This window comes from Lacticaseibacillus manihotivorans DSM 13343 = JCM 12514, from assembly GCF_001435035.1.
Classification (GTDB): domain Bacteria; phylum Bacillota; class Bacilli; order Lactobacillales; family Lactobacillaceae; genus Lacticaseibacillus; species Lacticaseibacillus manihotivorans.
In genome coordinates, this window is the sequence record NZ_AZEU01000235.1 from 1 (window position 1) to 22,878 (window position 22,878).

At 46.7% G+C, this 22,878-nt stretch carries 13 protein-coding genes and 1 riboswitch; of the genes, 7 read left to right on the forward strand and 6 right to left on the reverse strand.

Annotated features, from left to right (window positions below):
• Window positions 1-8,882, reverse strand: an 8,882-nt coding sequence (locus FD01_RS12350) for a mucin-binding protein (RefSeq protein ID WP_156647313.1), incomplete at its 3' end; no start/stop codon positions are given.
• 511 nt (window positions 8,883-9,393) lie between these two features.
• Window positions 9,394-10,368 carry a ribose-phosphate diphosphokinase gene (locus FD01_RS12355; protein WP_056964586.1) on the reverse strand — a complete coding sequence of 325 codons (975 nt, stop codon included), beginning with the start codon at window positions 10,366-10,368 and terminating at the stop codon, window positions 9,394-9,396.
• A 674-nt stretch (window positions 10,369-11,042) separates the two neighbouring features.
• On the opposite strand from FD01_RS12355, the gene FD01_RS12360 reads away from it, so the two are divergent.
• The 4 genes from FD01_RS12360 to FD01_RS12375 all read left to right on the forward strand — a co-directional run bounded on the left by FD01_RS12360 (window position 11,043) and on the right by FD01_RS12375 (window position 13,097).
• Window positions 11,043-11,309, forward strand: coding sequence for a hypothetical protein (locus FD01_RS12360; RefSeq protein ID WP_054715087.1), 267 nt, complete (start codon window positions 11,043-11,045; stop codon window positions 11,307-11,309).
• A gap of 18 nt (window positions 11,310-11,327) precedes the next feature.
• A complete protein-coding gene (locus tag FD01_RS12365) occupies window positions 11,328-11,618 on the forward strand; it encodes a hypothetical protein (protein ID WP_056964589.1) in 291 nt (96 codons plus the stop codon).
• A 19-nt stretch (window positions 11,619-11,637) separates the two neighbouring features.
• A complete protein-coding gene (locus FD01_RS12370; protein ID WP_056964591.1) occupies window positions 11,638-12,285 on the forward strand; it encodes a hypothetical protein in 648 nt (215 codons plus the stop codon).
• Window positions 12,286-12,659: 374 nt separating this feature from the next.
• A complete protein-coding gene (locus FD01_RS12375; protein ID WP_054715074.1) occupies window positions 12,660-13,097 on the forward strand; it encodes a hypothetical protein in 438 nt (145 codons plus the stop codon).
• 429 nt (window positions 13,098-13,526) lie between these two features.
• Here FD01_RS12375 and FD01_RS12380 read toward each other — a convergent pair whose 3' ends face one another.
• On the reverse strand, window positions 13,527-15,005 hold the full coding sequence (locus FD01_RS12380) for a hypothetical protein (RefSeq protein WP_056964593.1): 1,479 nt from the start codon (window positions 15,003-15,005) through the stop codon (window positions 13,527-13,529).
• Between the two features lie 953 nt (window positions 15,006-15,958).
• Here FD01_RS12380 and FD01_RS12385 point away from each other — a divergent pair.
• On the forward strand, window positions 15,959-16,687 hold the full coding sequence (locus FD01_RS12385; protein WP_054715069.1) for a hypothetical protein: 729 nt from the start codon (window positions 15,959-15,961) through the stop codon (window positions 16,685-16,687).
• Between the two features lie 152 nt (window positions 16,688-16,839).
• On the opposite strand, the gene FD01_RS12390 is transcribed toward FD01_RS12385, so the two are convergent.
• From FD01_RS12390 to FD01_RS12400, 3 genes are all read right to left on the reverse strand, one after another.
• Window positions 16,840-17,751: a PTS system mannose/fructose/sorbose family transporter subunit IID gene (locus tag FD01_RS12390; RefSeq protein ID WP_056964595.1), complete on the reverse strand. Its 912-nt coding sequence runs from the start codon at window positions 17,749-17,751 to the stop codon at window positions 16,840-16,842.
• Window positions 17,752-17,767: 16 nt separating this feature from the next.
• Window positions 17,768-18,580: a PTS mannose/fructose/sorbose transporter subunit IIC gene (locus FD01_RS12395; protein ID WP_056964597.1), complete on the reverse strand. Its 813-nt coding sequence runs from the start codon at window positions 18,578-18,580 to the stop codon at window positions 17,768-17,770.
• 74 nt (window positions 18,581-18,654) lie between these two features.
• A complete protein-coding gene (locus FD01_RS12400) occupies window positions 18,655-19,626 on the reverse strand; it encodes a mannose/fructose/sorbose PTS transporter subunit IIA (RefSeq protein ID WP_054715066.1) in 972 nt (323 codons plus the stop codon).
• Between the two features lie 423 nt (window positions 19,627-20,049).
• Window positions 20,050-20,219: riboswitch (Lysine riboswitch) on the forward strand.
• Between the two features lie 110 nt (window positions 20,220-20,329).
• Here FD01_RS12400 and FD01_RS12405 point away from each other — a divergent pair.
• Window positions 20,330-21,907, forward strand: a complete 1,578-nt coding sequence (locus FD01_RS12405) for an ABC transporter permease subunit (RefSeq protein WP_056964599.1) — start codon at window positions 20,330-20,332, stop codon at window positions 21,905-21,907.
• On the forward strand, window positions 21,907-22,650 hold the full coding sequence (locus FD01_RS12410) for an amino acid ABC transporter ATP-binding protein (protein ID WP_056964601.1): 744 nt from the start codon (window positions 21,907-21,909) through the stop codon (window positions 22,648-22,650). The genes FD01_RS12405 and FD01_RS12410 overlap by 1 nt, the downstream gene beginning before the upstream one ends.
• Window positions 22,651-22,878 lie beyond the last annotated feature (228 nt).

Consider the following 22,878-nt stretch of genomic DNA (forward strand, 5'->3'; position numbering starts at 1 on the left):
TCGAAGTAATCTTTCTTAGTAGTTTGAACTCCGGCTGGTTGACGACTGAAGAAACGGCTGGTGTCTGGCGTGATAATTTCTGTGGTCTTATCACCATCAGTTCCTTGATGAGTTAAGACGATGTTGCCATCTGGGTCGCCATTATCAAGTGTCGTCTTACCGTTTTTACCAGATTCACCTGTTTGAACCGTGACTGGTTCACTCGGATTGCCACCAGCAGGCGTTTCGGTAATCGTCGCAATACCAGTATCCGTATCGATATCAACATGAGTGTGATCACCATCACCCCAGTTTTTATCGATCGTGGTGATATCACCTTCACCATTAGTCTTCGTGGTAGTTGTGCCACCATCTGGATCATGAGTGATCTGGGTTTCGAAGTAATCTTTCTTAGTAGTTTGAACTCCGGCTGGTTGACGACTGAAGAAACGACTGGTGTCTGGCGTAATGGTTTCAATCGTCTTATCTCCATCAGTTCCTTGATGAGTTAAAACAATGTTGCCATCTGGTTCGCCATTATCAAGTGTCGTCTTACCGTTTTTACCAGATTCACCTGTTTGAACCGTGACTGGTTCACTCGGACTACCACCAGCAGGCGTTTCAGTAATGGTTGCAATACCAGTTCCAGTATCGATATCAATGTGAGAGTGATCACCATCACCCCAATTTTTATCGATCGTGGTGATTTTTCCATTAGTATTCGTCGTGGTAGTCGTCTTACCACCATCTGGGTCATTAGTGGTGTGTGTGTAAGTGAAGGTCCGCTTGCCATCTGGCGTGATAGTTACGATCGTGCTGTCACCATCAGTGCCGGCATGGATCAGGTTGATCGGGTCATGGTTATCAAGCGTCGTTTTACCCACTGTTGCCGTGGTTCCTGGTTGAACATCAACCGGTTCACTTGGACTGCCACCGTTTGGCGTTTCGGTGATGGTTGCGATCCCAGTGTCGATGTCGATGACAACATGTGAGTGATCGCCATCTGGCCAATTGCGATCAATAGCTGTGATATCGCCGTGCCCATTAGTCTTGGTCGTGGTGGTGCCACCATCTGGATCGTGAGTGATTTGAGTTTCATAGAAATCTTCAGGTGTCGGGCTTACGGCTGCAGGCACTTGCGAGAAGCTGAGCTGACCATCAGGTGTGATGGTCTCAGTGACTGTACCATCTGGCGTATTCTGGGTCAAAATGATGTTTCCATCATTTCCAACTGTCCCAGTAACTGGCCCGTCACCGTCTGGCACATCAGTTTTCAACACGCGTGGCGTGCCATCAGGATTTGGTGTCAAGGTCACGACACCGTTTTCGATCAAGACATTGGTATCACCACCATCAGTGCCCCACTTCTTATCGATCGAGACCACTTTGCCATTACCATCAGTCAAAAGCGTCGTGGTGCCGCCATCAGGATCGTTGAAGGCACTGGTTTTCAGGTAGACGATCTTCACGACTTGAACGTTGCCATCAACATTATCGTAAACAAACTGCTTCAGGGTGCCATCCTCTGAAATGGTGTAAGCCGCGGCTTTCTTGTCGACTTCCCATTCGTGGATGCCTTGGCCGGTGACCCCGTGGAAGGTGTAAGTGGACTGGCCTTCGTCGTTCGTGACCGGATTGCCAGCAGTGTCGATCAAGATCACTTGTGCCGTTTGCACGTCTGGATCATAGTTGATCGTCGTCTTTGTGGTCGGGTCATCAGGCACTGGCACCGTGTAGCCTTTGGTCTTGTCCTCTGGGTCAACCGGTGTCAGCGCCGTACCGTCGTCAGTCTTTGGCGTGTAGCCAGGAATGTAGTCGACGTGCCCTGGCGTAGTGGTGTCCACTGGGACGGTTTCGGTGTTGCCGTCGTCAGTTGGCTTGGTGATGGTCACGACGATTTTTTCATAGCTGATCGTCAAAAGCGTCCCGTCATCAGTTGCAGCAAACTTGGTTTTATCCAAGGTGCCGTCAGCAGTCAAAACGTACCCAGCGATCGCTTTGGTCCCATAGTCGATGGTTTGATCCGTTTGACCGGAGAGGATTTTGACTGGATAACCGGCAATTTCTACGCCATTTTCATCAACATAAGCAACTTGTACAGATTTGCCAGTTTCCGGCGTGTAGGTCACAGTCGTCGGCTTGGATGGATCGATTGGCGTCACGGTGTAACCCTTGCTTGGGTCATTGTCGTCAACTGGGTTGCGCTTCCCGTTTTCAGTGTCCAGCGTGTAGCCAGGCACCGTTGGGATCCTGATCGGTTGAATGGCCTTTGGATCTTTAGGGTCGGTGACGTAAGGTGTCGTCAAGTCAACACCAGCTGGGGTCTTCCCGACGTATCCACCAGCCGTCTTCTGGTAAGTGAGCGTCAAGTTCTCACCATTGTCAGTGACAGTGAACTTGGTCTTGCCCGCAGTTTCATCCGTGAGCAAAACGTACCCGTCGATGACTTTCTCAACTGTGGTGTAATCAATGTCACCATCAGTCACGCCACTCAGGTTTTGGGTCGGCTTCAGCAAAGTTTCAGGATCTGCTTGATCGACGAAGACCACATTCAAGTTCTTACTGTCAGCGTTGTACTTAACATCTGCTGGTTGCGCTGGATCCGACGGTGTGAAGGTGTAGCCTTTGGTTAGGTCCTTGGGGTCCTTTGGTTCAACAACGCCCTCCTCTTCAGGCGTCGTTGGGGTGTAACCAGCGATATAAGGTACATCGATTGGCAATACTGTTGATGGGTCTTCAGGATCATTGGTATAAGTCTTAGTAGTTTGTTGCCCATCGGGATTGTCTGGATCTGGCGTGGTCAAAGTTAAGCCGGTGCTGATTTTTTCGTATAAAATCGTGAATGGCGTACCGTCATCATCTGCAGCGAAAGTCGCCTTATCTTTAGTTTCATCACTGACCAGAACGTACCCGTCGATCAACTTGTTGATCTTGGTGTAATCGATGGTTCCGTCTGTGACACCAAGTAGTTCGATTTTCGAATGACCAGCGATTTCTTGTTTGTCATCGTTATCTACAAAGGCGACTTTAATACTCTTTTGGTCAGCGTTGTATGTCACACCCGCTGGTTGCGCTGGGTCTTTTGGTGTGAAGGTGTAGCCTTGGGTTAGGTCCTTAGGGTTCTTTGGTTCAACAACGCCCTCCTCTTCAGGCGTCGTTGGGGTGTAACCCGGAATGTACGGCACATCAATTGGCAATACCGTTGATGGATCGGTTGGATCATTGGTGTAAGTCTTGGTGGTTTGTTGCCCATCGGGATCATCTGGATCTGGTGTGGTCAAGATCACGCCAGTACCAATTTCGTTGTACAAGATAGTAAACGGCGTACCATCATCGTTTGCAGCAAAGGTCGTCTTTCCTACAGTGCCGTCACTGACCAAAACGTACCCGTCAATCAATTTGTTGATCTTAGTGTAATCGATGGTTGCGCCTGTGACGCCAGGCAATTCGATGGCTGGATGTCCAGTGATTTCTTGTTCGTCAGCATTATTAATGAAGGCCACATTAATACTCTTTTGGTCCGCGTTGTATGTCACATTCGCTGGTTGAGATGGATTTGATGGTGTGAAGGTGTAGCCTTTGGTTAGGTCGTCTGGGTCTTTTGGTTCAACTTTGCCTACTGTTTCAGGCGTCGACGGGGTGTAACCTGGAATGTATGGCACATCAATTGGCAAGACCGTTGAGGGATCTGTCGGATCATTGGTGTAAGTCTTGGTGGTTTGTTGCCCATCGGGATTGTCCTGATCTGGCGTGGTCAAGGTCACACCATTGCCGATCTGATTGTAAACCAGCGTCAACGTTTCCCCATTATCAGTGGCAGCGAATTTGGTTTTACCTTCCGTTGGATCCGTGACCAAAACGTACCCATCGATGACTTTCTCAACTGTGGTGTAATCGATGTCGCCATCAGTGACGCCATTCAGATTTTGCGTCGGTTTCAGCGCAGTGTTCGGGTCTGATTCATCCACAAAAGCCACGTCGAAATTCTTAGCGTCAGCGTCGTAAGTCACGCGGGTCGCCTTTGTTGGATAAGTCGGGATCAAGGTGTAACCCGTAATGTTGCCTTCAGGGTCTTTGACTGGGGTAACATCCCCGTTGTCAGAACTTGGCGTGTAGCCCGGCACATACGAAATCGCGATCGGATCGACGGCCTTTGGATCTTTGGGTTCGGTGGAGTCGTTGGTGTAAGGCGTGGTGGTCTTTTCACCAGTTGGCGTTGTGACCGTCACCCCATCACCTAATGCGGCGTATGTCAAAATGACTGATTGATCTTGGTCATCATCAGTATCGTATTTAGTCGTCGACAGCGTGCCATCAGTCTTTAAAATGAACCCAGTACGTTGCTTGTTGACCGTACTGTAATCAACCGGACCGCCACTGACGCCAGTCAACGTCACCTTGCCTAAAATTTCAGCTTCATCAGCAGTTTCAAAGTACACCGTCAAGTTTTGCTTTTTGGCATCGTATTTGATTTCTGCGGGCTGCGTTGGATCTGTTGGCGTAAAGGTATAACTGGTGACTTTACCGTCAGCATCTTTAATAGGGGTAAGGTTCCCACTGGTAGAAGTTGGCGTGTAGCCATCGACATACGGAACCGTCCCTGTGGCAACGCTTGGATTGTCTTGATCAGTCGTGTACGTCGTAGTCGTTGGTGTATTAGTTCCTGGAGTCGTGTAAGTGTAATCACCAACAGCTTTGTAAACCAATGTCGTAGTTTGCAACTTGCTGGACTCATAATCAAATTTGTCAATGATGTCAGACTCGCTAGGAACATAAGCATACCCGGCAATCGACTTGATCACGTCTGTGTAAACAACGTCTGATCCACTTTCACCAGTCAACGTCACATCGGCTGGTGCACTAGACCCTGCAGGCATCACAAAGTGGACCGTCAGCTGTTGTTGATCGGCAATGTATTTGATCGTGACATCATTCAAGGTATCGGTTGGTGTCGGTAAAAGATATTGGGTTGGATCATCTGGGTCAACTTCGATATCGCCTGGCGCGTTATCACCATGATCGATAACCGCCGTGTAACCTTCGACCACAGGGATCGTTTGTTGCAGATATTGCGTTGGGGTCTTAGGATCCACTGCAAAAGGCTTAACTTCAGGATCGCCACCATTAATTGGCGTGATTTCGTAATTGCCTTTTACTGGCATATAACCCATATTAACGGTTTGGGCCTCTGAGCCATATACTGGCGCATCAAGGGTCCCATCGAACAACAGGAGATAACCTTCACGGTATTTGTTCAAAGGCTTCCCGTTCTTATCTTGGGAATACTTAACTGGCTTTCCAGGCTCGCCTGAGAAGGTCTGGGAAGGCCAAGGGGCGTTGGATGGATTCGTGTAGTCAGTGAAATCAACGGTTACTGAGCTGGTATCTTCATGATAAGTGATGTTAACAGAAGCATTCGGGGCGGTCGGTGCTGGGATAATGTAGTCACCAGTGTTCGGGTCTTTGTCCAACGGCGTACCGTCATCTAACACTGGGGTATAGTTCTCGATCGTTGGCACTGTGACTTTAGCAAGTTTGGACGGATCATCTGGATCAGTCGTCCAATGATTTTCAGTCACATCCCCTTCTGGCGTGGTAATCTTGTATGTCCCAGTGATCGGCGTGTAAGTGAGGGTAGCTGTGGTTGAAGATGGCGTGGTATCAACATTAATTGCTAATGCGCCAACGCCTGAACTAGGTGCAAGGTATCCAGGAATCGCCGTCACCGGAACCGCAGTAAATTTATTTGCACTCAATGTCCAATCTGAATAACCCGTGGTTCTTGCCATGCTTGGATTAGTCAAATCCAAAACCGGTTCACGAGTAGCTGTAACTGTTTGAACGATTGGGGCCGCTCCTGCAATTAACTGATTGTTTTCGTCAACAAAATTGACTGTCCGCGTATACGTCCGCTGAAGATCGTTAAGCGTATAGAAAATAATGTAATATGTCGATGTACTTGGGCTATCGGCAGTTACTTGTCTTGCTGGCAAGCCATACAAGCTTTGTCCAAAGACATCAATATCTGCAAGATCAACAGGATTTCCTTTCGCATCAAAGGCTTTAGCAATTTGGGTAGTTGGATTAAACGTTTTGACTAAATCAACGGCTTTAATATAATCAGCAGCTGGATAGTAGTCACTGCCTAACGTTTCTTTGATCGTAGTATTCTTGGGACCTTCAAAAGCGTGCCAATCACCAAATTTGACACTCGGAGCGGACGGATTTGAAAAATCAATCGTCGCCGTTCGGTTAAAGTAGGCATATAAACGTGAAGGTACCAATTCAGTCGGATCAGTGGTAGTCGACGGATACTGATAAACAACTTCTTCGATTGTACGAATCAAGCCATCACTATTAAAAGCATCTGTCGGATTATCTAATCCCGGTGTCGTCAAACTTGTTGGCCACTTAGGTCCAGTTGGATCATCGGCGGAAATCGGTTGACCTGCAACCGGTATTCCTGCATTACTCGTTAATACTGGAGTATCACTGCCAGCTGGTGTCTCCCAGGTGATATCAACAGTCGTCGGAACATAACGCAAGGTGACACCTTTCGTATCATTTTCAATCAAGGTATAAGACGTTGGGTTATCAGAAAATGCTGTATAACCCGGAATTGCTGGTGAGGTAAATTCGACGTTCTCACCCTTATCACCACTTAGCGTTTGAGGTGCATCAGTCAAAAGGTTGGGATCAATGGCATTTCCACTATTATCAACATAATGAATCGGAGCGGTAAACACTTGTGTATATGGCACTTCAACCGTTTGAACACCATCAATGAAGGTATACGAAACAGAATCATCGGTAGCTTTGTAGCCCTGGATATTCCAGTGGTCTTTGTCGGTGGTTGCATCAATCGTTATCGATTGACCGAACTTTCCTTCAAATGTTGTATCCGGACCGATTGAATAGTTATTGGCATCAACGTGTTTGACCGTGACTTTCTCGTCGTTAGCAATATAATGAAGAGTTATTATATTTTCTGCGTCAAGGTCAGTAATCAAATAAGTATCCGGGTTGTCCGTTTTAGTTGATTTATACGCTGAATCATAGGTATAGTGCAAAATATCTGGATGAGCGATCGGTGAATCAGTTTGATAAACCACGCTTTGATACTTATCGGTATCTTTATCAGGTTCGATGCTATTGCCATTTTGGTCGACAAAGTTAACTGTCAATTTGTAATGAGACGCATCGTATCTATAAGTGATAGTCGTTGTTTGGTCAATAAAAATACTCTTAGCTTTATAGTTACCGAAAAAAGTTGCTCCGCCTTTCGCAATTTTGACCGGAGCTGATCCATCCATTGAGACCAACATTTCCCCAGTCTTAAGGTCGTTTACAGTATAGGTTAATGTACCAGTCTTTGTAATTATTCCACCCTTATTTGACCAAATATCTTCTGAAAAGGTTTGTCCGACTGCCGTGAATGGGGACATATACCCATTTCCGTTTGTAACTTCTGGAGCATCAAAGCCTGTTAATTGATCTGAAGCTTTGGTTGTATACTTTTGTCCTGATAGTCCGGTCATCGTAACAGAATCAGCGATAGACTTGTTAGTTGCCGCATCAACATACTCGGTTGTCTGAGTTTGACTTAGTGGCTTTAATACCGCATAACCACCCCAACCACCATTTTCACCAGATAAATATGAATAAACATCGTAAACGATGTTTAAACTGCCGGTCAAAACAAATACGCTGGAATCACCGTTGATTACTGTAAATCCCGGAGCAGTATACTTCTCGCCTTGATTTAAGATTTCAGTCTTAACAGCTTGCTGATTGGAATTGAGCGTTGTAATTTGAATTTTTGAAACAGTATCACGATCGATGGATAAGGAAATAAAGTGTCCTGAATTATCCCCACCCTCAAAGAAACTATAATATTGAGAATCTTGCGGCTCATGATAGCTACCAGCTGGGTAGTCTGGATCCGTCACCGAAAAGCCATCAGGTAATCCATTATTGCTTGTCGTGGTCTGATCAGCTGCACCATTTGTCGTCGCAGGATCAGACGTATTATCAGGCGCAGACGGCACTTCACTAGTTCCAGCCAATGCAACTACTTGCTCAGCAGACAACATAGACTTGTAGCTAACTTCAGGCAATGGCGTGTTAGACGTATCGACAATCGATGAGGTGTCTTCAGTCACTGGTGTAGCCGAATCATCAGAAACCGGTGTCTCACTCGTTGAAGAGGCCTCCGAAGAAACCAACGATTCGGTTTGATCAGTCGTTGGCGTCACAGTATCCGCAGTTTCATCTGTGTTAGTTGTCTCAGCAGTTTCGCTTGAACTTGCGGTTTCACTCGAACTGGCACTCTCAGAATCGGTTTGTTCTTTAACAGGTGTGGCATCAGACTTGGTCGCTGTCGACGAGTCAGCCTGATCGGTTGCACCAGTCGTGTCAGTGGCATCCGTTGTCGACAAATTAACCGGATCGCTCACCGGCGATTCAGTCGTTGCACTCTCAGTTTGATCCCCCGCAGTCGTTGGTTCAGAATCTGTCGCTGATGAAGTCGTGTCTGTTGCGTCAGAACCAGTTGCTTCAGCTGTTGAAGGCGCGACCGTCGCATCAGTTTGCTCAGCATTTGTCCCTGAAATGTCTGGCTCACTGTCCGAAGTTGCCGTGGTTGTACTGTCGTCGGCAGATTTCGAGATGGAAGTCTGCAACGGCACAGCACGATCAGTTAGTTGCGACGCAATGGTGCCTTTTTCAGTTTCAGCGCTGAGTGCAGTTGTATCAGCGTGCACTAAATTGGCCTGGCCGAAGGAAATACCAGCCATGCCAAAGAAAAACAGCAGCCCATAGACCCAGTTCTTGCCACTGCGCCACATTTTTACCCGAGATTTGACCTCGGTAGTTAGAATTGAATGATGATTGTTTTTTCGCATAACCGAAACCCCTAATCTTATCGGCCACGCTAGTCAAACTTATGCTTACATGTACCTCCAGAATAAGCGACATACACTAAAAATCAATATTTAGTTACACCTATTCCGTTATTTGCATAAATTAATGTAATGACGCAAGGATATCGGTTTTTCAGTAACAAAAACCAATAAATAATTAACCCATTAATTACCCAACGTTGTCCAAAATATGTTTTCCACAACCAAAAATCGAATCAAAAGCATGTCACGCAAAAAATGGCCGAAACCGGCGTGATACCAAGGTTTCGACCACTTCAAAATGGAAATTGAGCGTGCTTCTTCTATTATATAATCACTATTTTTAGTAACTGCACGTAATAACAGGCGAAGAATTGCGCTTATCGTCGAGTCGTCGAGCTTTCTGCCGCAACGCGAGCACGTCTAGCTACGAAAGAAGCACCGAGCCAAAGTGCAGGCTCGATGCTTCTTTCTAGGCTATCCGACTCGCTAAGTACGCGGCAGAAAGCTTTGGTTATTTTTTAAACCGGTTTTCAAATAATGGAGAAACTGGTTTGTTTTCTTGAATCCGGGTGATGGCACGGCCGATGAGAGGGCCAACGGAAACGGTGACCAGCTTGGACAACTTTTTGTCTTCTGCTAATTGGATGGAGTCGGTGACGACAACTTGTTCGATCACAGAGTTTTCCAAACGTTCAACCGCTGGACCTGAGAAGATCGCATGCGTTGCGGCGACTAAGACTTCAGTAGCGCCAGCATTCTTCAATGCGGCAGCGGCTAAAGTGATGGTGCCGGCAGTATCGATCATGTCATCGATGATGATGCAACGCTTGCCGTCAACTTTACCGACGATGTTCATGACTTCGGCCACGTTTGGACGAGGGCGACGCTTGTCGATGATGGCAATTGGGGCCTTCAAGAATTCAGCCAACTTACGGGCACGGGTCACACCACCATGGTCAGGAGAAACAACAACTGTGTCTTCGCCATTGTAGTGGTTGCGCAAGAAATAGTCGGCTAATAATGGGGCACCCATCAAGTGATCGACAGGGATATCGAAGAACCCTTGGATCTGAGCGGCATGCAAGTCCAAAGCCAACACACGAGTCGCGCCAGCGCGTTCCAACATGTTAGCCACAAGCTTGGCAGTGATTGGTTCGCGAGAACGCGCCTTACGATCTTGACGGGCATAACCGTAATATGGGATCACGACTGAAATCGTGTGTGCAGAAGCACGACGCAAAGCATCGATCATGATCAACAATTCCATCAAATTGTCGTTGACCGGGGCCGACGTGGATTGCACAAGGTAGATATCATCCCCACGAATACTTTCTTCGATGTTGATTTGAATTTCACCGTCTGAGAAGCGCTTGACGGATGACTTCCCTAACTCAACGCCGACTTCTTTAGCAATTTTTTCAGCAAGCGGCTTGTTTGAGTTCAAGGCAAAAATCTTCAACTTTGGATCAGCATAATGCTCTGGCATGGTTTCCTCCACCTGAATGAATTTATTCATCTCATCTCGTATGGGCACACACCCGTACTCACACACGCTCTAGTATAACAAAAACTACGGGCTTTGCGGGAGAGATTTTCGGATGAAAGCAAATGAAAGCGTGCACTCCTCATGATGGTTTAATTTTGTCGTCGAAAAACGCCGAATTTTCAGGAAAAGCACCGTCGATCGTTTGGAAAAAATTCTGTGAGGTTTCAAAAATACGTGACTCACTGCCAAGTCAGCACCGAGAAACGTTTTTCAGTACCGCTGTGAAAATGTAATTATATAGAAGCAATCGCACATTTGGTCGACTTCAGTTGCACAATCGCATCCATCGGCCAATTTCATAAAATTTACTGCGCTTCTTAGACTTAAACCTAGCGAATCGTCGTCATCTGATCGAATAAATCATTTTATCGTCAAAAAACTAACAAAAAACAGAATTTTCTGTATCACAACAGTTGACGTGCAATTATAATTTTGATAACCTAGAAACATAAACAAAGTTAAATCAAACACAATAGATTTAGCTTATGCTACTATCATTCAAGTGAACCACGAACGCCACGCCGCCACCGCCTCATTCCAGACGATCCCGACTGTCACACGCTCGTGATTTTTTCTCCCATTAAATGTAATCGCTAACAAAAAGGAGGCTCGCTATGAACAAATTCACCCAGTTACCTCAAACCATGCCACTGGGCCACGCAGAATTGATGATCGCCGAGCCTCTTGCGAGCGAATTGATCGTCGCAGCACACCCTGGCCAAGCCTTATTTTTAAACGTCGGTGACAGTTTTACATACTATCACGAGCCAACCACAGACGGTTTTGCTTATTTCAACTTAATGCACCCACTGCCAGCAAACGCCGAGATCCAAGTTTGGTGCGACACCACGCCAGCGCACCTGACACGCCTCAACCCTTAACGACAGGAGGAACAACCCATGACAAACACTGCCCAACTTTACACGCGCTTGACGATGATGCCAAAGCTCATGCCCCATCACTACGCCGAAGTCTTGGTGATGCCCATGGATCTGACCATTGCCGTGCGTCCTGGCCAAGATGTCTTCATCAATGTCGGCGATCAATACAACTATTTTGCCCCGGCGACACAAGATGGCATTGCCCACATCCACTTGATGACGCCATTGACGCAGCCGTATTTAATTCGCGTGTGGTGTGACTTGTTGCCAGCAAGCGTCCACTTACATCACACCGCTGAATCCGCCTAATGGTAAAAGGAGGCTGCCGATGATCACGACTTATTATCCCTTAAAATTCACTGATCAACTCATGAACGCGTGCTTGGACGCCTTTTACAACGGTGAGGCACCACAGCCTGCGCCAACTTATGACGGCATGATCGCAACACTGTTAGCCGATGCCAACGTCGAACATCGCTTTGTTTACTTCGGTCAAGCACAAGCAGAACATCGGGTGTTAGTCGAATTTCCCAACGACACCACCACCTACTTATTTTCAACCGATCAAAATGGTTACTTTGGCTTTGGCGTGCACGCCGATGATCCAGACGGCGCCATGGCGGAAATTTCAGTGACGGTGCTGCAAACCGATGACGATGAATTATGGCCACAAGCACCACTGGGCTTTCATCCGCTACAGTTGCCTAGCAAAGATCGCTTCGACATCTATCACGAGTTGATGTTTGGCGATATCCCGAAAATTCAAGTCGGCGAGTTCGAATTCACTTGGCACACCATGCCCAGTGGTTTTACGGCTTATTTTGGCTACGGGCCAGCGCGAGCACCCTTGCCGTTACCAGTATGTGATTGCGCTAAACACGGCCAGATCGAAGCTGATGACGCCGGCTTTGTTGTATTCGGCACGGAATTGCCAGCAGGGCTGACGCCAGAGTTCGCTTTGATGATGCAAAGTTAGCATTAACTCAATAATTATTTCTCATAAATGGAGTTAACTTTCAATATGGTCAACGTAAAATATTGATGACGATGATCAGTGAAATCCACACAAAACACAAATTGCAGCCCAATGAATCAGTGATTTTACTAGATAGGCAACTTTTTTCAAAAAACTATTGAAACCGTTTACGGTTAGAGCGCAGAATGAGGTCATAAAGGACGTTATAATTTTATATATTTTCACCACGTTCTGATTGACCCCCTAGTACTCCTCTTATTTCTCAATAGCGCATGATCTCCAAGCCTCGCCACCAACCTGACGCCGCCTGCCGGTCATGCGTTTTTTTACCCAAAAATCATCGCTCACCCACTCACCCACAGGAGGACTTTAAGATGACTGTATTTTCAATGACGAGTACGCGCATGTATAAAGCCCGCAATCAATGGCGTGGCGTGATTACCCATACCAAACAAATTTGGACTGATACCGTTGATTATGAATTGCAAGCCGATACGATCACCACGCAAGACCGCATCATGCACGGTACCGCACTTCCTCACACCGTGATCCATGTGTTTACCGATACTTATGAACACCTCACTTGTAGCGACGAGAACGGGTACTGGCAAGCACCACTGCCTAAACTTAATGCAACTGATGAGATTTGGGTTCAAGTTCTGGCGCCTGGTCCGGAACTACTTGAGCTCATCGAAACGATCATCATCGCCAATCTCAATGCGGCCAGTCCCGTCAGCATCGATGGCAAGCCACATCCGCACCATTTGCGTCAGTGTGAGCCTGGAGGCATTGGAACGGCAGAAGTAGCTTAAAATTTCTATTTAACAGAAAGGCGGTACCCTCATGCAAATCAATCACGGCGCAACCCACACGAAGGCCAGAGACCAACCGTTGATCTAGCAACGTCCCCACGCACTTAAAGCAAAGCATTGATCAGCCAGAATTGGTTTTAAGTTGAAAGTGTATCACCACCCGACCTTGACGCGGGCTTCCTCCTAAGAATCATCAGGTGGTGCACCTTCAACTTGAAATCAGTCGGTTGATGTCCGCACAACACTGTTAAGTAGTGCGACCTCCCAAAAGCATCTTGGCAAAATGATGAGCATTTTCGCGAAGATTCGGTCAACTCATTTAAAACAGTGCGGATCATGATAAATCTGGTTTTATCAAAAATAGACAACAAAAAAAGAACTGAACTCCGCAATGGAATTCAGTTCTTTTGTTTAACAGCTGAGCGCTAATTAAGCACGACGCTTCTTAGTTTCAGCTAAGCCGAACAATGCGAGCATTGCAGTAGCAACACCGGCAACAACGGCACCTTCGTTAACAGCATCGCCAGTAGTAGGCATTACAGCAGCGGAAGCAGTAGCAGCCTTAGCAGCAGTAGTTGCGGCAGCAGCTGCAGCTGGAGTAGCAGCCTTAGCAGTGTCAGCCTTTACAGTTGCGGCAGTCTTAGTAGTTGCGGCTGGAGTAGTAGTAGCAGTCTTGGTTGGAGTAGTGGTGGTAGTAGTTTCGCCAGCCTTAGCAGCCTTAGCTTTAGCTAAATCAGCAGCAGTTGCTTTGATACCTTCGTTAAACTTAGTAGCGCGGGCGTCTGCAAGATCCTTGATAGCAGTTGCTTTCAAGCCTTCGTTGAACTTAGTAGCACGGGCATTGTACAAGTCCTTAGCAGCGGTTGCTTTCAAACCGTCGTTGAACTTAGTTGCACGAGCATCTGCAAGGTCCTTGGTAGCAGTTGCTTTCAAACCATCGTTGAAGGCAGTTGCGCGCTTGTCAGCAAGATCTTTAGTAGCTTGTGCTTTCAAACCAGCAGCAAACTTGTCAGCTTTGGCTGTGTTCTTGAGGCCTTCAGCAAACTTGTCAGCACGGCCAGCGTACATAGCAGCAGTCTTAGCCTTAGCCTTAGCATCGATCAATTGTTGTTGCTTAGCTTCACCAGCTTTACGAGCAGCAAGAGCCTTGGCTTTTTGAGCAGCTTTAGCATCGATTAATTGTTGTTGTTTAGCTTCACCGGCTTTACGAGCAGCAAGAGCCTTGGACTTTTGAGCAGCCTTAGCGTCGATCAATTGTTGTTGTTTAGCTTCACCAGCTTTACGAGCAGCAAGAGCCTTGGACTTTTGAGCAGCCTTAGCGTCGATCAATTGTTGTTGCTTTTGAAGACCAGCCTTACGAGCAGCGTTGGTCTTATCAAGTTGAGCTTGCTTTTCTGCTTCGGCAGCAGCCTTGGCAGCGGCATTGCGCTTAGCTTCTTCAGCAGTCTTTTCAGCCGCTTTGGCGTCGATTAATGATTGTTGCTTAGCTGCACCAGCTTCACGACCAGCGAGAGCTGCAGACTTTTGAGTAGCTTTGGCATCAATTAATGATTGTTGCTTAGCTGCACCGGCTTCACGACCAGCGAGGGCTGCAGACTTTTGAGTAGCTTTGGCGTCGATTAATGATTGTTGCTTAGCTGCACCGGCTTCACGACCAGCGAGAGCTGCAGAGTTTTGGGTAGCTTTAGCATCAATTAATGATTGTTGCTTAGCTGCACCGGCTTCACGACCAGCGAGAGCTGCAGACTTTTGAGTAGCTTTGGCATCAATCAATGATTGTTGCTTAGCTGCACCAGCATTTGCTACAGTAGCAGTTGCTGGAGTTGTGCTTTCAGCAGCAGAAACAGATTGGCCACCCAATGCGGAAGCGCCGAGTAAAGTAGCAGCTGCTACCCTGCAGCGATCCATGTTTTATGTGCTTTGTATAACTTCTTGGCCCCTTGACGATTGTTCATAATCAATTCCTCCTATAGGAAAATCAAATATTATCAACCAGAAGCGAAACACCAACCTAATGTTACGCTTCCACTATGATGATACTTAGATTGTATAGCCTTTCACCATAAAAGTCTATAAATAGTTGTATAACCGTAAACAAATATTACGATTTTGTTCATATCCAATAATGGCAATTCAAGATGGATCTTTTAAATCTGTACGAACAAGCCATAAATTTGAATACGGATCACTGACTATTAATTGACGCTTATGGTGACTTACGAAACCGACGAGCAAACACGATAACGTCCAGGTTGAAAGCCGCTATAAATGCTTATCATCAACCATCGTAAAGCTAGACGATCCGCCATCAGCAGGAACAGCCCGCTAATGATATCATCACCCTTAGACTGTACAAGGTCTCACAAATTCCGTCAATATTGAATCATTCTAAAAAAATCTATTAATCAATAATCAAAAATCAATTAATATGTCATTGAATTTTAGGTGCTTGTAAGAATAGCTTTTTATTATTCGGATTTTCATCAGGCTCACCGCTGGTATTATGGCATTTGTATGAAGATGCTGGTATGCCAGCGACAGGCGTTTTTCATGCCATAATTCACATAGCATTCCAAGAAGATGTTATTTAATTCCGGCATGGAATCAAAGCTCGTAATATTACAATTTGATGAAATTCACCATTAGCATTCATGTTTGCGCTATCATATATGGTTTGCGCGCAAGTTTTTGCATATCTGCAACAGTTTTGTGACTTGTCTGAGCATGAGCTCAAAATTGTCAGTTTAATTTTGTCGTTGTATACTACCGTCATCATCGACCGGTGACGGAATTTCAAATGTTATTATTCCTTCGCCATTTTGCATCTACCCGCATTCTTTATTGTATGAGGAGGAATCATGATGGCTGATTCACAACAACGTTTTGCAACGATTACTGGCGTTCTTTCAGATTACATCCCGATCACGAACATCTCTGGTGACGGTCAAGTGTTCACCAGCCACTTCCTACAAGTCCGGCTAGAAACTATTGACATTGAGTCGACCGAATGGGAATGGCCGCACTTTCACTTTGTCTATATCGTATTGGATGATTTACTACGTGACACGCCTGCGTTAGGCGATCATATCCAAGCTGACGGTGCCTTAAACCTCACCCACTTTGCCTTGAGTGGCAATGGTAAGCAAACTGCCAGCACCGTCAAAACCTTGTATGAACGCATCGCGTTATATGCCAATAATTGGGCTGAAGTCAATCTTGTGAATCAAAGGCGGCGCGAATTTGACACTTTGACACAACAATTTGCCGCGAGTCCTTGGCGCTTTGATGAATGGCTCAATGCGCAAAATGCTTTGTTGCCGCAAAGCGACGCCTTGGCCACGCTGCAAGCCTTATTAACGGAAACTGCCAAGCTTCGCGCTGATGCGCTTTCCCAGTCAGCCCCAGTGGCCGCCTTGATGCAAAATTTAACTGCGATCAAGTTAACGCATCAACCTGGGTTCGACCATCAGCCCATTACCCGTCAACTGATCCAGTTGGACGATCAAGCCAGACTTATGCATCTTCATCATGGACTGCTAGAACAAAGTGCCGCTTTAGCGCGCAACCAAGCTCGCTCACAGGATCTGTAACGAATTCAAAGTTACGCACTTTATATAGGAAAGTCCTTGCCTACCATTTCCAATTCAAATGGCAGACAAGGACTTTTTTGATCTCAATAGTTTTCTAGAATAAACAAAAAAGCCACCCATCGCTGAGTGACTTTCTTGCCATAAACGGTTGATTACATGATGTTGAGCACGTGTAATACGATACCAACGATGAACAAACCGAAGATGATGATGATTGGGCTGACTTTCTTCTTGAGTAACCACATGCAAAGCAGGGTAACAAGAAGACCAGCAAGACCTGGGATCAAGGAATCCAAGTTTTGTTGCAAGGTGGTAACCTTGTGGTCAGTCAAGGACAAGCCAGAAGCTTGTTGTTGTAAGGCAGATTGGATACCTTTGGCACCTTTTGGTAAGGAACCCCAGTCGATGTAGGCACCTTTATCCAATTTAACATCGGAAACCGTTGGTGTGAACTTAACAGAAACCCAACGTTCTACCAGAGAACCCAAGATGAACATACCAAGGATGGAAGCACCTTTGGTAACATCTTGCAACATCGTACCGGACATATCGTCGGCAATCTTTGAACCAGCTTTGTAGCCGAATTCTTGGGTGTACCACAAGAAGGCGATACGGATAATGTTCCAAGCTACGAAGAAGATGATCGGTCCGATAATGGAACCAGTCATAGCCATAGAAGCAGCCAAGGCACCTAAGATTGGACGTACAGTGAACCAGAACACTGGATCGCCGACACCAGCCAGAGGGCCCATCATGCCGACCTTAACACCTTGGATGGTAACGTCGTCAACGGGAGCACCGTTAGCACGTTCTTCTTCAAGGGCCAAAGTAACACCGATAACAGGTGAAGCCAAGTATGGGTGAGTGTTAAAGAATTCCATGTGACGCTTCAAAGCGGCAACACGATCTTCTTTAGTGGTGTATAACTTCTTTAAAGCTGGAATTAAAGCATAAGTCCAGCCACCGTTTTGCATACGTTCGTAGTTCCAAGAACCTTGCAGGAAGGTCGAACGCCAGCAGACGTCCCAACGATCTTTTTTAGTTAATTTGATCTGATCAGCCATTGTGTTCTACCTCCTTTTAGTAGTTGTCAATGATGTCGCCGACGGCATCACCAGAGCCAGTGGATTGACCACCATCACTGCTTGAGCCGCCCATCTTGGAGAGGTTCAAGTAGATCAAGGCCAAGCCAACACCGATAGCACCTAAACCAATCAAGGTGATTTCGGTAACCGTGCCAAGCACGAAGCCAATGGCGAAGAATGGCCATACTTCAGCAGTAGCCATCATGTTGATAACCATGGCATAACCAACGGCAACAACCATGCCACCACCGATTGACAAGCCATCAACTAACCAAGTAGGCATTGCATCAAGCATTGCTTTAACAGGGCCAGAACCAACAGCGATGATCAAGCCTGCAGGGATAGCAATACGCAAGCCTTGTAAGCAGATCGCAACCCATTGCCAGAAGTCGATCTTACCAAAGCTACCTTCTTCAGCAGCTTTATCCATGATATGGATGATCGCAACAGTAACAGTACGAACCAAAGTGGTTAAAAGTAAGCCGGCAACAGCCAGAGGAACGGCGATAGCGATGGCAGATGAAACACCTGCTTTGCCTTGGCCGCCAAGAACAAGAATGATGGCAGATGCAACAGAAGCCAAAGCCGCGTCAGGCGCAACAGCGGCACCGATGTTCGCCCAGCCTAAGGCGATCATTTGTAAGGTCCCACCTAAGATAACACATGGGACTAATTGGCCAGTAACCAAGCCGATCAACGTGCAGGCGATAACTGGTTGGTGGAATTCGAATTCATCAAGAATCCCTTCCATCCCAGCTAAGAATGACACGATGAGGACTAGGATGATTTGAATGAAATTCAAAGACATTTTAGTATCCTCCCTTTTTGTAGGAATAATCGTTTGAGTCGAGTTGCGCTTCCCAGCGCGATTCACTCTGTTTATTACTTAGCAGCGTTCAAAGCATCTTGAGCTTTCTTCAAGATGGCGTCCATGTTGTCTTGAGAGTCGGTTGGGACTTTGCGGACATCAAAGGTCAAGCCGTCAGCCTTCAGTTTGCCGAAGGTATCGATATCATCTTGGTCAAAAGCCAAAACTTTGTTAGGTTGAACTTTACCAGCGGAGTGAGCCATGGACCCAACGTTGATAGACTTCAAAGGTACGCCACCTTCAACAGCGCGCAATGCGTCTTGAGGGGTTTCGAATAATAGCAGTGCTTTTTCACCGCCAAAGTGCTTGTCGTCTTTGGCGAGTTTGATCATTTGATCAACTGGCACAACATGGGCATGAATGCCACCAGGTGCAGCATCAGTGATCAATTGCTTACGCAGCTTATCTTTAGCAACGTTGTCAGAAACAACGATGATCCGGGTAGGCTTAACTGACTTGGACCAAGCAGTTGCGACTTGACCATGCAACAGACGAGAGTCGATCCGAGCAAGCACGTATTCGAGCTTGCCTGGCTTGCCACCACCGTTGCCCTTGGCTGCAGCTGGTGCAGCTTTTGGTTTTGGTTCAAGTGATTCTGGCTTGATCTTCACGCCATCACGCCCAGCTTCTACTAAGTGTGCAGCGATTTCGTGTGCCGAGGTCATCGACAGACGAGAGCCATAAGCTTCAATGAGCATTGGCAGGTTTAACCCTGTAACAATTGCCCACTTATCCTTATGTGCTTCGAACAAACCGTTGGATTGGTTGAATGGTGAACCGCCCCACAGATCGACTAAGAACAACACTTCGTCGTCTTCGCCGAACTTCGCAATGGCTTCTTCAAGATGCTTCTTGAGATCATCTGGGCCTTCGTTAGGCATGAAAGTCACAGCTTCGACTTTTTCTTGTTCACCGAAGATCATTTGACCAGATTGCTTGATGCCAGCAGCGAATTGCCCATGACTAGCAAGAATGATTCCGACCATTGTTTGTCGCCTCCTAAATAATATTTGGGTTCGATCGCCAAGTGTATTGAATAATGTAGAATAAGTATACAGATTTTGATCGGTGAATGAATCCCCATGAGCTAGTATGCCGTTATCAGTCGCGTTTTGCAATCCCTTTCTTGAGACAAATTTGAGCGTTTTCATGAAAGGACTATACCAGCGGGCATCTCGCGAGTATTTTTTTATAAATCTTTATGTGCGACAAGGGTTATAGCGTGAAAAAGTTAAGCCCAATTCGGCGAAATTTGTGGGTACAACTCGTTATTTCGCTGAGTTTGCTGATAAAGCGCTACTCAATAAAACGCTTTTTAATTTTGAGAAAGCGTTTTTTGATCCTGCACATGATACGTTGACGTGCTAGCAGGTTCGCGCTATACTCTTCGCAAGACATGTGAATATCCACCAAGAAATAGAGGTCGCGGGTGGTGACGAAAGCAGGCGAGGGCTAGATCCCTTTGAACCTGTCGTAAGCATCCCCGCCGAAATCATCCAACTCGTCTAGGAGTTGTTTGGTTGGGGCAAGCGAAAATATCGCTTGAACTGTCGCAGCAATGCGGAGCGCTATGATTCTGGTTTTATTACTGAAATCAGGGGATCGACCTTTATTTATGATATAGGTCGATCCCCTTTAATGTTCTCTCTATTCCTTCGGTGCGCAAAACACGAAGGGAGAATATGTCTAATGAAGAAAGTGTGGCTTTACCTCAGTGGGGTTGCCGTCGCGCTGTTAGCCGTTTTAGCTTTCAGCACGCAAAATGTTTCTGCCAGTGGGACCTTTAAAGTCGGGATGGAAGCCGGCTATGCCCCATTCAACTGGACCCAATCTGATAGTTCCAATGGCGCCGTCAAGATCCAAGGGTCAAGTGATTATGCCAATGGTTATGATGTGCAAATGGCTAAGAAAGTCGCCAAAGCCATCGGCAAAAAAGTCGTCGTCGTTAAAACCTCTTGGGATGGCTTGCAACCAGCCTTAACTTCAGGCAAAATCGACGCCATCATCGCTGGGATGTCGCCAACGGCTGAACGGCGCAAGGCGATCGATTTTACCTCAACTTATTACGCGTCGAAGTTGACCGTTGTCGTTCGCCGCGATTCCAAGTACGCCAAGGCCAAGGCCATCAACGACTTCAAAGGCGCCAAGATCACTGCCCAACTGTCCACCTTCCATTATCAAGCCATCAAGCAAATGAAAGGTGTCATCAAAGAAGAAGCGATGAACAACTTTCCAGCCATGCGAGTCGCTTTGGAATCTGGCACCATCGACGGGTATGTGTCTGAAGTTCCAGAAGGCATCACCGCCCAAAACGCCAACCCGAACTTGACTTACTTGAAGTTCTCCAAGGCTAACGGCTTTAAGACCAACCCAGAAGATGTGGACTTGGCCATCGGCTTGCGGAAAAACGATCCTGACAAAGCCAAGATCAATGAAGAACTCGCCAAAATTCCCACTAAGACGCGTGATCAAATGATGAATGACGCCGTTGCCAATCAACCAAGCACCTCTGAAGGTGGCAACTGGTTCATGCAGATCCTCAAGCAATATGGCCCAATGTTACTCCGTGGGACTGGGATGACCTTGTTGATCTCCTTAGTCGGGACCATCGTCGGGTTTGTGATCGGCTTGCTCGTCGGCATCGTCCGCACGATTCCAAAGCCAAAAACCAAAGGCAAGCGTGGCCTGCAATGGTTTATCAACTGGTTATTAGCGGTTTATATCGAAGTCTTCCGTGGCACGCCTATGATCGTGCAAGCAGCCGTGTTGTATTACGGGGCTGCGCAAGCGTTCGGTTTGAACATGAACAAAACCATGGCCGCGTTAGTGATCGTCTCCATTAATACTGGAGCTTATATCTCTGAAATCATCCGTGGTGGGATCATCTCCGTTGACGAAGGGCAATTTGAAGCTGCGCATGCATTAGGCTTCACGCACTTGCAAACGATGATGAAAGTCGTTTTACCACAAGCGATTCGCAACTCCTTGCCAGCGGTCACCAATGAATTTATCGTGAATATCAAGGATACTTCCGTCTTGTCTGTTATCTCCGTTTCCGAATTGTTCTTCTCTGCCGAAACGGTAGCCGGGCAAAACTTCCAGTTCTTCCACACTTACTTGATCGTCTGCGGGATCTACTTGATTTTGACCTTCACGATTTCGCGCTTGTTCCGCTTGATCGAAAAGCATATCGATGGGCCGAAGAACTACAACGTGATGTCCAACCAAATGCAAGCTGTTGATGCATCAAAGGAGGCAAATAACTAATGGCTGATACGATTATTGAAGTCAAGAATTTGAAAAAAGCCTTCGGGACGCATGAAGTGTTGACCGATATCAACTTCGACGTGCATAAAGGCGAAGTGGTTTCCATCATTGGCCGTTCCGGTTCTGGAAAATCCACCTTGTTGCGTAATATCAACTTGTTGGAAGAACCTACTGGCGGCGACATCTTGTTCCATGGCAAAAGCGTATTATCCGGTGATTTTGACTTGCCGCATTATCGCGCCGCTGTCGGTATGGTATTCCAGCAGTTCAACTTGTTCAACAACTTGACCGTATTGCAAAACGTGGTCACCCCACAAACAACGGTGTTAAAGCGTGATGCCGCGTCTGCGAAAACCCACGCTTTGGAATTGTTGAAGCAAGTCGGCATGGATCCTTTCATCAACGCCAAGCCTGATCAATTATCCGGTGGGCAAAAGCAACGGGTAGCCATTGCCCGCGCTGTGGCGATGGACCCGGAAGTGTTACTGTTTGACGAACCAACATCTGCGTTGGATCCAGAAATGGTCGATGATGTGTTGAATGCGATGAAGGCTTTGGCCGACACCGGGTTGACCATGATCGTCGTCACTCACGAAATGCAATTTGCCAAAGATGTGTCTGATCGCGTGGTCTTCATGAACGAAGGCGTGATCGCAGAAGCAGGCACCCCAGCAGAAATCTTTGATCACCCTAGTGAAGTGGTGACCCAAGAATTCTTGAAGCGGTATTTGAACAGAGCGTAGTCAAGCGGGCTTAGGCCACCGGCTAGCGTAAGAAAGACCATTGAAGCGCACTTTGCTTCAGTGGTCTTTCTTAGCTAGACGCGTGGCCGTTGCTTGACGAAGCTCGACTACGAACAGAGCGGGCTTAATACCAAGCCTAACGGAAAGAATCGTCTTGAAATGCATTTTATTTCAAGGCGATTTTTGTAGTTAGACCTAGCATGTTGCTGAGATAAACGCGTTTAGAGC

Bases quoted from the DNA above. Each gene is read 5' to 3' on its own strand.
- FD01_RS12355 (WP_056964586.1), bottom strand. From the start codon at position 10,368: ATGCCAGAGCATTATGCTGATCCAAAGTTGAAGATTTTTGCCTTGAAC.
- FD01_RS12360 (WP_054715087.1), top strand. From the start codon at position 11,043: ATGAACAAATTCACCCAGTTACCTCAAACCATGCCACTGGGCCACGCA.
- FD01_RS12365 (WP_056964589.1), top strand. From the start codon at position 11,328: ATGACAAACACTGCCCAACTTTACACGCGCTTGACGATGATGCCAAAG.
- FD01_RS12370 (WP_056964591.1), top strand. From the start codon at position 11,638: ATGATCACGACTTATTATCCCTTAAAATTCACTGATCAACTCATGAAC.
- FD01_RS12375 (WP_054715074.1), top strand. From the start codon at position 12,660: ATGACTGTATTTTCAATGACGAGTACGCGCATGTATAAAGCCCGCAAT.
- FD01_RS12380 (WP_056964593.1), bottom strand. From the start codon at position 15,005: ATGGATCGCTGCAGGGTAGCAGCTGCTACTTTACTCGGCGCTTCCGCA.
- FD01_RS12385 (WP_054715069.1), top strand. From the start codon at position 15,959: ATGGCTGATTCACAACAACGTTTTGCAACGATTACTGGCGTTCTTTCA.
- FD01_RS12390 (WP_056964595.1), bottom strand. From the start codon at position 17,751: ATGGCTGATCAGATCAAATTAACTAAAAAAGATCGTTGGGACGTCTGC.
- FD01_RS12395 (WP_056964597.1), bottom strand. From the start codon at position 18,580: ATGTCTTTGAATTTCATTCAAATCATCCTAGTCCTCATCGTGTCATTC.
- FD01_RS12400 (WP_054715066.1), bottom strand. From the start codon at position 19,626: ATGGTCGGAATCATTCTTGCTAGTCATGGGCAATTCGCTGCTGGCATC.
- FD01_RS12405 (WP_056964599.1), top strand. From the start codon at position 20,330: ATGAAGAAAGTGTGGCTTTACCTCAGTGGGGTTGCCGTCGCGCTGTTA.
- FD01_RS12410 (WP_056964601.1), top strand. From the start codon at position 21,907: ATGGCTGATACGATTATTGAAGTCAAGAATTTGAAAAAAGCCTTCGGG.